Here is a 12,498-nt window from a genome sequence, read left to right as displayed (position 1 = left end):
CCGGACGCCGGTCCCGTTAGGGTCGGGGCATGCCGATTCCTGACTTCATCCGTGACATCCGGGCCAGTGCCGGCCACCAACTGCTCTGGCTCCCCGGCGTCAGCGCCGTCGTCTTCGACGACGACGGCCGGGTACTGCTGGGGCAGCGCTCGGACAACCACCAGTGGACCGTGATCACGGGTATCCCGGACCCGGGCGAGCAGCCCGCCGACTGCGCCGTCCGGGAGGTGTACGAGGAGACGGGGGTGCGCTGCGTGCCCGAGCGCGTGGTGCTGGTCCGCTCCGGACGGGAGGTCGAGTACCCGAACGGCGACCGGTGCCGGTTCATGGACATCACCTTCCGCTGCCGGGCCGTCGGCGGGGAGGCCCGGGTCAACGACGACGAGTCCGTCGAGGTGGGCTGGTTCGCGGTGGACGCGCTGCCGGAGATGCACGAACGGCAGCTGTTCCGTATCAAGCAGGCCCTCTCCGACGAACCCACGTGGTTCGAGACCACGACTTCCTGATGAACTGTGGGGCGTGACCATATGGGGTGGGGGGTGGGCGCTGCCTAGGGTCGAGTCATGACGACGCCCCCCGCCGCCCCGGGTTCCCACGCCCCCTCGCTCGACCTCGGCGGTCGCACCGCCCTCGTCACCGGCGCCGCCGGCGGTATCGGCCGCGCCTGTGCGCTGCGGCTGGCGGCCGCCGGGGCCAAGGTACGGGCCGTCGACCGGGACGCCCCCGGTCTTCAGACGCTCACCGAGAGCGCAGCCGGCCTGCCGGGCGTCGTCGAGCCGCACGTCCTGGACCTCACGGACCTGGACGCCGCCGAGAGCGCCGCCGCCGGAACCGACGTCCTCGTCAACAACGCCGGGCTACAGCTCGTGCGCCCCCTGGAGGACTTCCCGCCCGACGTCTTCCACACGGTGCTCACCGTGATGCTGGAGGCGCCGTTCCGGCTCATCCGCGGCGCCCTGCCCCATATGTACGGGCAGGGCTGGGGCCGCATCGTCAACGTCTCCTCCGTCCACGGACTGCGCGCCTCGGCCTACAAGTCGGCGTACGTGGCCGCCAAGCACGGGCTGGAGGGCCTGTCCAAGACCGCCGCCCTGGAAGGCGCGGCCCACGGCGTGACCTCCAACTGCGTCAACCCCGCCTATGTGCGCACCCCGCTGGTGGAGCGGCAGCTCGCCGACCAGGCGGAGGCGCACGGCCTGCCCGAGGAGCGGGTGCTGTCCGAGGTCCTCCTGCGGGACAGCGCCGTCCGACGGCTCATCGAACCGGAGGAGGTCGCCGAGGCCGTCGCGTACCTGTGCGGTCCGTCGGCGTCCTTCGTCACCGGCACCTCGCTCGTCCTCGACGGCGGCTGGACCGCGCACTGAGCAGCCTCGCGGCCCGTGGGACGGGAGTTTTCCACAGGGCTGACGGGCCGGCCCGGTCATGAGTGATCCTGTGGACATGTCCCGCGATCACGTGGAGCCGGCCGAGCGCTCCGTCAGCGATGCCCAGGCACCCCGAGGTGCCGAGGCGGCCCCGGGCGCCTCCGACGGCGTCGAGGCGCCGTTCCTCGCGCTGCTCGCCCGGGGCGCACCCACCGAGGCGTACGAACGGCCGGTCCTGCTCGCGCGCGCCGAGGGGCTCCCCGTCGAGCGGATCGCGGCACTCGAACACGCCAAGCTGCTCGCGCTGCGGGTCCGCGCGGAGCTGGAGGGGCTCCGCAGGCGGGAGACCGAGCTGTCGGCGCTCTTCGAGACCGCCCACGACCTGGCGGGCCTGCGCGACGTCGACGCCGTCCTCCAGGCCATCGTGCAGCGGGCCCGTTCCCTGCTCGGCACGGACGTCGCCTACCTCAGTCTCAACGACCCGGTCAGGGGCGACACCTACATGCGGGTGACCGAAGGCTCGGTCGCCGCCCGCTTCCAGCAGCTGCGCCTCGGCATGGGGGAGGGGCTCGGCGGCCTCGTCGCCCAGACGGCCCGTCCGTACGTCACCGACGACTACTTCCGCGACGACCGCTTCCGGCACACCACGACCATCGACGCGGGCGTCCACGACGAGGGCCTGGTGGCCATCCTCGGCGTCCCGCTGACCCTGGGGGCGAACGTCATCGGAGTGCTGTTCGCCGCCGACCGGCGCGCCCGGGTATTCGAGCGGGAGCAGATCGCGCTGCTCGGTTCCTTCGCGGCGCTGGCCGCGGCCGCCATCGACACCGCGAACCTGCTCACCGAGACCCGCTCGGCCCTGGCCGGCCTGGAACGCGCCAACGAGATCATCCGGGACCGCAGCGGTGTCATCGAACGAGCCTCGGACGTCCACGACCGGCTCGCCGAGCTCGTCCTGCGCGGCGGCGGCGTCCACGACGTGGCGGCCGCCGTCTCGGAGGTCCTCGACGGCGCGGTCGAGTTCACCGAGGCCGCCGACACACCATCCGAGGCGCTGGAGCGGTCCCGCGCCGAAGGACACGCGGTACGGCACCGGGACGACTGGGTCGCCGCCGTCGCCGCGGGCGGCGAACTGCTCGGCGCGCTCGTCCTGCGCGGCCACCCCGGCCTCGACCCCGTCGACCAGCGCACCCTGGAGCGCGCCGCGATGGTCACCTCCCTGCTGCTGCTCGCCCGGCGCTCCGCCGCCGAGGCCGAACAGCGCGTGCGGGGCGAACTCCTCGACGACCTCCTCGACGCCCGCGACCGCGACCCGCGCCTGCTGCGCGAGCGCGCCTCGCGGCTCGGGGCCGACCTCGACGCCACGCACGTCGTGCTCGCCGCCCGCCTGGACGCCGGCGCCGCCGACGCCGATCAGGAGGCCGTCGCCCGCCGGCGCCTGTGGTCCGCCGCCTCCCACCTCGCCGCCACCCGGCACGGCCTGGCCGCCGCCCGAGACGGCGGCACCGTCCTGCTGCTGCCCCTCGCACCCGGTGACACGGCGACGGAGCTGGCCCGCCGCACCGCCCGCCGGCTGGGCACCGCCGTCCGCGAGGCCGTCACCGTCGGCGCCTCCGCGCCGGTCCAGGACCTCACCGTCCGCCCCGACGCGGTGGTCGCCGCGTACGAGGAGGGCCGCCGCTGTCTGGACGCCCTGCGCCTGCTGGGGCGCTCCGGCGACGGAGCGGCGGCCGAGGACTTCGGCTTCCTCGGGCTCCTGCTCGCCGGCCGCCGCGATGTGAGCGGCTTCGTCGAGCGCACCATCGGTCAGGTCGTCGCCTACGACGAGCGGCGCGGCACCGACCTGGTGCGCACCCTCGACGCGTACTTCGCCAGCGGCATGAGCCCGGCCCGCACCAAGGACGAACTCCACGTCCACGTCAACACGGTGGCCCAGCGACTGGAGCGCGTCGGCCGCCTCCTGGGCGACGACTGGCAGAGCCCGTCCCGCGCCCTGGAGATCCAACTGGCCCTCAGACTGCACCGATTGGCGTCCCCCATATCCCGCTGACCCCCATATCCCGCTGACCCCCGATCCCGCTCACCCCCGATCCCATCCCTCCCCGTACGCGGGCCGGCGTACGGGGGGCGACGGGATCGGGCGGGGTCAGACGGCGCGGGCGTCCGCCGCCGGGGCCGTCGCGGGTTCCGCGTCGGCGGAGGCATCGATCTCGGCGAGGTCGCGGTGACGGGTCTCCCGGGCCGCGCCCACGGCGACGACCGTCAGCAGGGCCGCGGCGATCACGTACAGGGCGATCGGCGTTGAGCTGTCGTAGTCGGCCAGCAGCGCGGTGGCGATGAGCGGTGCCGGCGCGCCGGCCGCGACCGAGGCGAACTGCGCGCCGATGGAGGCGCCGGAGTACCGCATCCGGGTCGCGAACATCTCGGAGAAGAACGCGGCCTGGGGCGCGTACATCGCCCCGTGGAACACCAGACCGACGGTCACGGCGAGGAGGAGGCTGCCGAAGCCGCCCGTGTCGACGAGCGCGAAGAAAGGGAACATCCACAGTCCGACCCCGACCGCGCCCAGCAGGTACACGGGACGCCGCCCGATTCGGTCGGAGAGTGCCCCCCAGGCCGGGATCACGGCGAAGTGCACGGCGGAGGCGACGAGGACGGCGTTGAGGGCGGTCTGCTTGGAGACCCCGGCCGAGGTCGTGGCGTAGACGAGGATGAAGGCGGTGATGACGTAGTAGGAGATGTTCTCCGCCATGCGCGCACCCATGGCGACCAGCACATCACGCCAGTGGTGCCGCAGCACGGCCACGAGCGGCAGCTTCTCGGCGGCCGCCTGTGTCGCCTTGCGCGCCTCGGCCTGGGCCAGCGCCTGCCGGAAGACGGGCGACTCGTCGACGGACAGCCGGATCCACAGACCGACGATCACCAGTACACCGGAGAGCAGGAACGGGATCCGCCACCCCCAGCTGCCGAAGGCGGAGTCCGACAGCACGGCGGTGAGCAGCGACAGCACACCGGTCGCGAGCAACTGGCCCGCCGGCGCCCCGGTCTGCGGCCACGACGCCCAGAACCCGCGCCGCCGGGCGTCGCCGTGCTCGGACACCAGCAGCACGGCCCCGCCCCACTCACCGCCCAGCGCGAAACCCTGCACCAGGCGCAGCAGGGTCAGCAGCACCGGCGCGGCCGTCCCGATGGTGGCGTGGGTGGGCAGCAGCCCGATGGCGAACGTCGCCCCGCCCATCAGCAGCAGACTCAGCACCAGCAACTTCTTGCGTCCCAGCCGGTCCCCGTAGTGCCCGAAGACCAGCGCCCCGAGCGGCCGCGCGGCGAACCCGACGGCGTAGGTCAGGAAGGACAGCAGCGTGCCGACGAGCGGGTCGGAGTCGGGGAAGAACAGCTTGTTGAAGACGAGGGCGGCGGCCGAGCCGTAGAGGAAGAAGTCGTACCACTCGATGGTGGTGCCGATGAGGGAGGCGGCGACGATGCGCTTGAGGTTCGACGGGGCTGGTGGAACGGCTGCGGGCGACGACATCGGCACCACTTCCTGGCGTTCGACGGGGACGGTTGCGTGTCGCCATACCGTAGGAAGGCGCAGGTCAGAGGCGTATGTGGTGGGGCACCATAGTTTTGGGCGCGGGAGTGCGCGCACCCACCATGGAGGTGGTGCGAGGGTTCCAGGACGGCGCCGACGAGGGCGCGAACGGGACTGCTGCATGATCGGGTGACAGTGGGGTTTATGCAGCCAGAGCTGCGGTGGGGTCACGGTGGTCTCGTACTCGACGGGGGTCAATCGGCCCAGGCGTCGTTGCCGTCGGCGCCGGTGGTGGGCCCACTCGATCCAGGTGACGATCGCGATCCGCAACTCCTGGCGGGTGGCCCAGACGCGGCGGTCGAGGACGCTGTCCGCCGCGGGCGCGCTGCTCCTGGCCTCGGTGGTCGTGCTGAACGGGCGAGCGGGGACGGTCCCCTGAACAAGTTCGGTTATAGCGGCGCCTTTCCCGTCGCATTCATGGAATTCCGGTTTACCGGCCGACGGGGCCTGAATTCCGTGACGATCTTTACGAACGTTTGATTGTCCCGGTCGTCGGAGCCGCGTCAATCTTGATCACGCGCCGTGGTCGGGCATGTACCCGAATGCAATTCCGGCGCCTGATCCGAGCGGAAGCGCAAAAACCGTCGATCGTGATGAATTGTTGATGCACTGGAAAGCGAGACGCCCGGGGACAGCAAAAGTCCGCTCTTTCTGTTCCCCCGCGATCACCTCCGGCCTGTTCGCCCTCGTTCTCGCCCTGTCCTGCGTCTTCCTGGGGTCGGGACCGGCTTCGGCCGACAGCTGCAAGGGGTCGGCCTGCACCGGGCTCAACCCCGCCGCCATGGGATGCGACGACGACGCCCGGGTCCTGGAGGAACTCACGGAGACGGGCCTGTCGCTGTCGTTCCTCTATTCACCGGAATGCGCCGCGTCCTGGGCCTATCTGACGCTCAGCCCGAGCGAGTCCCTGTGGCCGCAGTCCCTGAACATCTTCTACGTGCCGCAGCTCGGCGGCAGCGAGCAGTCGTTCTCCACCGGTTATGTGGACCCGGACGACGTGGCGAAGCCCTCCGCCATGGTCGGTGGAAATGTCCTGGCGAAGGGCTGCACGACCGAGATGGGAGAGGGATTCGACCCCTCGCCCGAGTCGTGGCAGGACGGAACAGCGGGGGAGTGCACGCAATGGCACTGACGAACCGGTGCGGAGCCTCGCGCCCGCGCGGACACGCGTCGGCATGGACGGCCCGGACGGCCGCCGTGTCCTGTGCGGTGGCCCTGGCCGGGCTGCTGCCCGCCACGGGCGCCGCCTCCGCCGAGCCCGCCGCGCAGGCGACCGCCGCGCCGTCGTCCGACGGCCGGCCGTTCGCCTCGCCCGACACGGCCCTCGGCAAGAGCCGGCGGACCTCCGAGGACCGCTCGGTCATCGGCACCGGCGACATCGCGGGCTTCCACATACTGGTGGCCGACGAGTCCGATTCGTTCCGCTACCGGGAGCTGGCCACCCTCACGCAGTCCGGACTCGACGGCATCGGACTGTGGACCGGCTATGTGTGCACCACCGGCTCGGGCCGGTACGCGGCCGCCGTCTACGCCCCCTCCACAGCGACGAACACCCCCGAGCTGACCCGGCACGGGGCCTTCGCCGCCGTCGTGGACCTGGAGACGGGCAAGGCCACCCAGTCGATCACCGGCGTCCAGCTCGCGTACTTCTCGCCGGGCTGCGGGCGGGGCGACACGGTCACCTTCACCCGCAGCGACACCGGCGATTCGGCGAAGGGGACGACCAAGCCCTACGACGTCGACGCCAAGACCGGCAAGACGGTCGCCTCCCACGACGTCACCGGCCAGCTGACCAATCCGGTGCCCACGGACGACGGCGATCTGGACGTGCTCGGCGGCGATCTCGTCAAGGTGGCCGCCGACGGGTCCACGGCCCCGCTCGCCAAGCTCCCCGGACGCCCGTTCGCGCTCACGGCGGCGGCGGACGGAGCTGTCGACCTGGGCGTCGTCACCGGCGGCAAGGACGTGCTGCACCGCTGGGACGGCAAGCGGCTCACCCGGCTGGGCACGGCCCCGCTGGGCACGCTCGGTCTCCACGGCCGCGACCTCGTCGCCGGTGACGTGTCCGGCATCGACGTGTCCAAGGCGCCCGGCCTGCGCAAGACGGAGGCTCCCGGCAAACCGCTGGCCGCCTCCCGTCAGGGGCACCTGCTGACCACCTCCGCGGTCTCCGGCGCTCCCTTCGCCGAGGGGTACACCGGGACGGCCTACGTCGACGCGGTGGCCGAGGGGTGGCACATCGAGCTGAGCGAGCGGAAGAAGAGCGACCTCGACCCCCAGGACGAGGTCCCCGCCGTCCTGTACTCCGCGGGCTCCGCCGACGCGTCCTCCGACGACAAGCTGTCCTTGAGCGTCACCTGGAGCCTGTCCGGTGAGCTGGAGTCGCTGGTCTGCTCGGCGGGCCACAAGGCGGCCGACCACGAGAAGTTTCTGGAGGACTGCGCGAAGCTGGACCACCCGAAGTCCCGGCCCGCCTCGGCGGCGACGTGGCTCGACGGCATGCTGCCCCTCCTCGACAAGAGCTACCGGCAGAACAAGAGGCCGGTCGGCAGCCCGCTGCACCGGCAGGGCACGGCGGCGTTCTTCCTCCAGGCGTACAACGACGGCGCGAAGGGCATCGTGTACCGGCTGCGCGTCTTCGGCACCGACACGTGAGGGGCGGCCGAGACGGACGGCAGGTACCCGCCCGGTCCAGGCCTCGGTGACGCGCTGCAGGGGTCGTGCGGCGCGGAGCCGTGTACCGGACCGCTCGGTCTCCAGCGCCCGCACCCTGGCCACCCCCACCGCCGTGGCCCACACTCCCGACGGCCGCACCCGCTCCTGCCCATCAGTCACCGCGCCAGCCTGGATGATCAGTTCCAGGGGGCCTGATGAGTGGAGCCACCTCCAGGCGCGGCCGGCCGGTCATACGCGCACTGACCGCCTACGACCACCGAAACCACCATTAGGCGAAGATCAACAGTCACCCCGTGTACGCGACCACACGAAGTGGACCAGAGCCGTAACTCACCGACAAAGCCACGTCACCAGGAGCTCTCCCTGCTGGCGCGCCTGGACACCGGTCGGCCCCCGGCGAGCGACGCGATCGACCTGCGGCGGCTGGCAAGGGACGCAGTCCAGGACGCCCGGGTCATCGCTCCCGACCGCGTCATCCGCCTACACCCTCCGCTCCCATCTACGTCACTGGGGACCTGGAGGTACCCCGGCTGCAGCAGGCCTTGCACCATCTGATCGGCAACGCCGTCCAGCACACCCCGGACGACGCCATGATCGACGTCTCCGTGGAGACGTCGAGGCGGAGGAGGTCCTGCTGTCGGACGTTTGGGACTATGGACTCACGTTTCGCCCCGCACACCGGCGTGGCAGCGCGTCGGGATGGGTGGTCGCAGTGCTCAGGAGCGATGTCCGGCTGGAGTGGTTCGTCTCGTTCCTCGCCGTGGTGGACACCGGCAGTTTCGGTGCCGCCGCCGAGGCCACGCACCGTTCCCAGCCCCGGGTCAGCATGCATGTGGCGGCGCTCGAACGGGAGGCGGGGGTGGCGCTGTTCGACCGGCGCAGACGGCCGGTCGCCCTGACCGACGCGGGTACGGCGCTGGCCGAGCACGCCCGCCGCATCCTCGGGGAGCTGCACGCGGCGGAGGAAGCCATGGCCGCCCGGCGCGGCACCGCGCGGGGTGTGGTGACCCTGGGCAGTTATCCCAGTCCCAGCGCGGCCTTCGTGCCCCGTGTCCTCACCGCGCTCGCCCGAACCAACCCGGACATCGAAGTGGTCCTCTCCGACCACTCGATCCCGGTACTGGACGAGGCGTTCACCGCCGGGAAGATCGATGTGTGCCTGCGGCCGCTCACCCCGCCGCCGGTCTCCAAGTCCCTGCGCCACCAGGTGCTGTGGCGTGAGCCGTTGGTGATCGTCCATCCGCTGGACCATCCGCTCGCCGCGCTCCCCGGCCCGCTGCCGGCCGCCGCCGTCGCCGAGTACCCGGTCATCACGATCGGGCGGGCGGAGGACATGGCCTTCGAGTGGTACAAGCTCTTCCGCGACCGCGGACAGGACCTCCAGCCCGTGCACACCACCAACCAGCCCCAGACGGTCATCGGGCTGGTCCGGGAGAACCTGGGCGTGGGCATCATGAACGCCCTGGCGGCGCAGGTCTCGGACACCACAGGCGTGGCGGTGCGCCGGCTGGAGGGGGACTGCGGCCGCCGGGTCGCCGCCTTCTGGGACACCTCCCGCTCCCTGACCCCCGCCGCGCGCACCCTCTTCCGCCTTCTCGGCACCACCCCGATTCCGCAGGGCACACAGCCCCCGCCGGAGCAGGACGTCGCCACCGTCTGCTGAATCCCGCCGCGCCACAACCCGCCGGGGCGCCGCCGCCCTGCGCGTGCCCACATCAGCAATGCGAATACAGGCATTCGAAACCTGTGCTTAACGCGCACGACAAGTCTGCATAGCCTCTTGTCGCAGACGGTCCGAGCCGCTTCCGGGCCGTCCGGCGAAGGATGTCGTCCACCGGCCGCCACGGCCTCGTCCCCACCCTTCGCGGCAGTCCCCGTCCAACCGCCGCACGGCCGTATCACTCTGGAGCACGTATGCCCTCTGCCACGGAGAGTAATGAGCTGAACACGGCGAGAGATGTTCCGGTGTCGTCGGGTGGGAAGGGATTCCGCGGCACCCGCTGGGGGATCATCTCGGTCGTCTTCGCCGGCACCGCCATCAACTACATCGACCGCGCCAACCTGAGCATCGCGCTGCCCTACATGTCGGACGACCTCCACCTGTCGGGCACCGCCTCCGGTGTCCTGCTCGGCGCGTTCTCCCTGACCTACGCGCTGATGCAGTTCCCGGCCGGCTGGCTGGTGGACAAGGTGGGGCCGCGCAGGCTCTACGGCTACGCGCTGATCGTCTGGTCGATCCTCACCATGCTGGTCGGCGCCGCCACCGGACTGCTCGTCCTGGTGCTGCTGCGGATGCTGCTGGGGGTGGGCGAGTCCCCCGCCTACCCGTCCAGCGCGAAGATCGTTTCCCGCTGGTTCCCGCAGAAGGAACGCGGGCTCGCCTCCTCCATCTTCGACAGCGGCGCCCGTATGGGCAGCGCCGTCTCCCTGCCGCTGATCACCGGCGTCATCGCCCTGCTCGGCTGGCGCGGCGCGTTCGTCGCGGCCGGTGTCGTAGGACTCCTCTTCGGCCTGTTCTGGCTGCGCTTCTACCGTGACCCCGAGGACCACCCGAGGCTCTCCGCCGAGGAACGCGCCTACATCCAGACCGACACGCCGGCCGGCGGTGAGCAGGCCCGTGAGGCCCTGCCGTGGCGGGCGCTGTTCGCGCACCGCGCCACCTGGGGCATGATGCTCGGCTTCTTCTGCCTCTCCTTCGTCCTGTACTTCTTCATCACCTGGTTCCCGTCCTACCTGGTCGACGAGCGCGGCTTCGACCTGCTCAAGCTGGGCTTCTTCGGCATGATCCCGGCGCTGTGCGCCATGCCCGCGCAGTGGCTCGGCGGGCTGCTCCAGGGCCGTCTGATAGCCCGCGGCCGGCCGGTCTCCTTCGCCCGCAAGGTGCCGCTGGTCAGCGGTCTGCTGGTGGCGTCGGTGATCGTGTTCGCCGGTTCCGCCCCCAACGCGGCCACCGCCCTGATCCTGCTCACCATCTCCTACTGCGCGCTGACCTTCGCCGCCTCCAGCCTGTGGGCCCTGCCCTCCGACGTGGCACCGGCCCCGGGCAACGTGGCCTCGCTCGCCGGCATCCAGGGCTTCGGCTCCAACTTCGCCGGATTCCTCAGCCCCATCGTCGTCGGTGCCCTGCTGGACGCGGGCGGCGGGTCCTACGCGGTGCCGCTGACCGTCGCCGGGGCCGTGTCGATCACCGGCGCCCTGGTCTACGGACTGGTCATCGGCCGGATCGCGCCGCTGGGGAGTGCCAAGTGACATTCCTCGAAAGGCTTGAGGACGCGGGCTGCGTGGCGGTGCTACGCAGCCGGTCCGCCGACGACGCCGTGGCCACCGCCCACGCCCTCGTCGAGGCGGGCGTCCGCGCCGTCGAACTCACCTTCTCCACCCCGGGCGTCCTCACCGCCGTCGACCGGCTGCGCGGCCAACTGCCCGGTGACGTCCTGGTCGGCGTCGGCACCGTCACCCGGCCCGCACAGGTCCGGGAGGCGGTGGCGGCGGGCGCGGCGTTCCTGGTCAGTCCGGGCACGGACGCCATGCTGGGCCGCGCGCTGGCCGACGGCGGCGTGCCGTTCCTCGCGGGGGCGCTGACCCCGAGCGAGGTCATGGCGGCCGCCGCCCACCGCCCCGCCGCCGTCAAACTGTTCCCCGCCTCGGCCGTGGGCCCCGACTACCTCAGGGCCCTGCGCGGTCCCTTCCCCGGCCTGCCGATCGTCCCCACCGGGGGCATCGGCCCGGACAACGCCGCCGACTGGATCCGGGCCGGCGCCCCGGCCGTCGGCGCCGGGGGCGCGCTCGCCCCGGCCGACGCCTCACCCGCCGCTCTCGACCGGGCCCGGGAGACGGCCGCCGCGCTGCTGGCCCGGATACGCACCGCCCGCACCACCACCCCCACGGGAGTTCCCACGTGAAAGTCGTCATCACCGACTCCGAATACCCCGACCTCGACATCGAGCGTGCCGTTCTCGAAGAGGCCGGACTGACCGTGGTCCGCGCCCAGGTCCGCGACCCCGAGGAGGTCGCCGAGGCGGCGCGGGACGCGGATGCGCTGATCGTCCAGTGGGCCACGGTCACCGACGCGGTCTACGAGGCGGCGCCGAGCCTCGGCCTGGTCTCCCGTTACGGTGTCGGCGTCGACAACTTCGACCTGGCGGGCGCCGAGAAGCGCGGCATCTGGATCGCCAACGTCCCCGACTACGGCACCCAGGACGTCGCCGCGCACGCCTTCGCCGGCGTCATGGCCGGGGTCCGCCACCTCAAGCAGTACGACGCGCTCAGCGCCGGCGGCACCTGGGACTACTTGGCCACCGGCCCCGTCCGCCGGCTGTCCACGCTGACCATCGGCGTCCTGGGGCTCGGCCGGATCGGCCGCACCCTGGCCGCCGGCGCGGCACCATGGTTCGGCGCGGTCGTCGCCTACGACCCGTCGCTGCCGGACGCGTCCTGGCCGTCCGGTGTGGAACGCGTCGGCCTGGACGAGCTGTTCCAGCGGTCCGACGTGCTGTCCCTGCACCTTCCGCTGAACGACGGCACCCGGCACATCGCCGACGCCCGCCGGCTCGGCCTGATGCCGCGCGGCGCCATCGTGGTCAACACCGCGCGCGGCGGCCTGGTGGACGAACAGGCGCTGCACGCCGCCCTGGAGTCCGGGCAGCTCTCGCTCGCCGCGGTCGACACCTGGACCGACGAACCGGTCGCCGCGGACCACCCGCTCGTCGGCCACCCCAGGGTCATCGCCACCCCGCACGCCGCCTGGTACTCGCAGGAGGCCGAGGAGGAGGTACGGCGCCGTGCCGCCCTCAACGTCGTCACCTGGGCGCGCACCGGCAAGCCCGACCACGCCGTGGTCACCGGCACCCGCACCGCCGCCTTGTGAAA

General features: G+C 72.1%; 11 protein-coding genes and 1 pseudogene. 10 read left to right on the top strand and 2 right to left on the bottom strand.

Going from position 1 to position 12,498, the window contains the following annotated elements; genetic code table 11:
* Window positions 1-29: 29 nt before the first annotated feature.
* The 3 genes from ACFV9M_RS18495 to ACFV9M_RS18485 all read left to right on the top strand — a co-directional run bounded on the left by ACFV9M_RS18495 (window position 30) and on the right by ACFV9M_RS18485 (window position 3,414).
* Window positions 30-506 carry an NUDIX domain-containing protein gene (locus ACFV9M_RS18495; RefSeq protein ID WP_385063080.1) on the top strand — a complete coding sequence of 159 codons (477 nt, stop codon included), beginning with the start codon at window positions 30-32 and terminating at the stop codon, window positions 504-506.
* A gap of 57 nt (window positions 507-563) precedes the next feature.
* The gene (locus ACFV9M_RS18490; protein ID WP_385063081.1) at window positions 564-1,364 is read left to right on the top strand and encodes a 3-hydroxybutyrate dehydrogenase; all 801 of its coding nucleotides are present in this window, start codon (window positions 564-566) and stop codon (window positions 1,362-1,364) included.
* A gap of 76 nt (window positions 1,365-1,440) precedes the next feature.
* Window positions 1,441-3,414, top strand: coding sequence for a helix-turn-helix domain-containing protein (locus ACFV9M_RS18485; protein ID WP_385063083.1), 1,974 nt, complete (start codon window positions 1,441-1,443; stop codon window positions 3,412-3,414).
* A 96-nt stretch (window positions 3,415-3,510) separates the two neighbouring features.
* On the opposite strand, the gene ACFV9M_RS18480 is transcribed toward ACFV9M_RS18485, so the two are convergent.
* Complete coding sequence (locus tag ACFV9M_RS18480) at window positions 3,511-4,893, bottom strand: MFS transporter (protein ID WP_385063146.1); 1,383 nt, start codon at window positions 4,891-4,893, stop codon at window positions 3,511-3,513.
* A 234-nt stretch (window positions 4,894-5,127) separates the two neighbouring features.
* A pseudogene (locus ACFV9M_RS18475) lies at window positions 5,128-5,262 on the bottom strand (IS3 family transposase); the annotation flags it as partial.
* Here ACFV9M_RS18475 and ACFV9M_RS18470 point away from each other — a divergent pair.
* The 7 genes from ACFV9M_RS18470 to ACFV9M_RS18440 all read left to right on the top strand — a co-directional run bounded on the left by ACFV9M_RS18470 (window position 5,204) and on the right by ACFV9M_RS18440 (window position 12,496).
* Window positions 5,204-5,332: a hypothetical protein gene (locus ACFV9M_RS18470; RefSeq protein WP_385063149.1), complete on the top strand. Its 129-nt coding sequence runs from the start codon at window positions 5,204-5,206 to the stop codon at window positions 5,330-5,332. The pseudogene ACFV9M_RS18475 and the gene ACFV9M_RS18470 overlap by 59 nt on opposite strands.
* 225 nt (window positions 5,333-5,557) lie before the next feature.
* Complete coding sequence (locus tag ACFV9M_RS18465) at window positions 5,558-6,085, top strand: DUF2690 domain-containing protein (RefSeq protein WP_385063084.1); 528 nt, start codon at window positions 5,558-5,560, stop codon at window positions 6,083-6,085.
* On the top strand, window positions 6,076-7,608 hold the full coding sequence (locus ACFV9M_RS18460; RefSeq protein WP_385063086.1) for a hypothetical protein: 1,533 nt from the start codon (window positions 6,076-6,078) through the stop codon (window positions 7,606-7,608). Before ACFV9M_RS18465 ends, ACFV9M_RS18460 begins: the two co-directional genes overlap by 10 nt.
* 733 nt (window positions 7,609-8,341) lie before the next feature.
* A complete protein-coding gene (locus tag ACFV9M_RS18455; RefSeq protein ID WP_385063088.1) occupies window positions 8,342-9,292 on the top strand; it encodes a LysR family transcriptional regulator in 951 nt (316 codons plus the stop codon).
* Between the two features lie 302 nt (window positions 9,293-9,594).
* Window positions 9,595-10,878 (top strand): MFS transporter, encoded by a 1,284-nt coding sequence (locus tag ACFV9M_RS18450; protein WP_385063089.1) that lies wholly within the window; start codon window positions 9,595-9,597, stop codon window positions 10,876-10,878.
* The gene (locus ACFV9M_RS18445; protein ID WP_385063091.1) at window positions 10,875-11,531 is read left to right on the top strand and encodes a bifunctional 4-hydroxy-2-oxoglutarate aldolase/2-dehydro-3-deoxy-phosphogluconate aldolase; all 657 of its coding nucleotides are present in this window, start codon (window positions 10,875-10,877) and stop codon (window positions 11,529-11,531) included. The genes ACFV9M_RS18450 and ACFV9M_RS18445 overlap by 4 nt, the downstream gene beginning before the upstream one ends.
* Window positions 11,528-12,496, top strand: coding sequence for a C-terminal binding protein (locus ACFV9M_RS18440; RefSeq protein ID WP_385063093.1), 969 nt, complete (start codon window positions 11,528-11,530; stop codon window positions 12,494-12,496). The genes ACFV9M_RS18445 and ACFV9M_RS18440 overlap by 4 nt, the downstream gene beginning before the upstream one ends.
* Window positions 12,497-12,498: the final 2 nt, after the last annotated feature.

Origin of the sequence: Streptomyces sp. NPDC059895 (genome assembly GCF_042731035.1) — a bacterium.
Lineage (GTDB): Bacteria > Actinomycetota > Actinomycetes > Streptomycetales > Streptomycetaceae > Streptomyces.
This window is presented reverse-complemented; position numbering and strand designations above follow the sequence as displayed.

Coding starts and splice junctions, on each gene's coding strand:
- ACFV9M_RS18495 (WP_385063080.1), top strand. CDS start 30: ATGCCGATTCCTGACTTCATCCGTGACATCCGGGCCAGTGCCGGCCAC.
- ACFV9M_RS18480 (WP_385063146.1), bottom strand. CDS start 4,893: ATGTCGTCGCCCGCAGCCGTTCCACCAGCCCCGTCGAACCTCAAGCGC.
- ACFV9M_RS18460 (WP_385063086.1), top strand. CDS start 6,076: ATGGCACTGACGAACCGGTGCGGAGCCTCGCGCCCGCGCGGACACGCG.
- ACFV9M_RS18465 (WP_385063084.1), top strand. CDS start 5,558: ATGCACTGGAAAGCGAGACGCCCGGGGACAGCAAAAGTCCGCTCTTTC.
- ACFV9M_RS18485 (WP_385063083.1), top strand. CDS start 1,441: ATGTCCCGCGATCACGTGGAGCCGGCCGAGCGCTCCGTCAGCGATGCC.
- ACFV9M_RS18490 (WP_385063081.1), top strand. CDS start 564: ATGACGACGCCCCCCGCCGCCCCGGGTTCCCACGCCCCCTCGCTCGAC.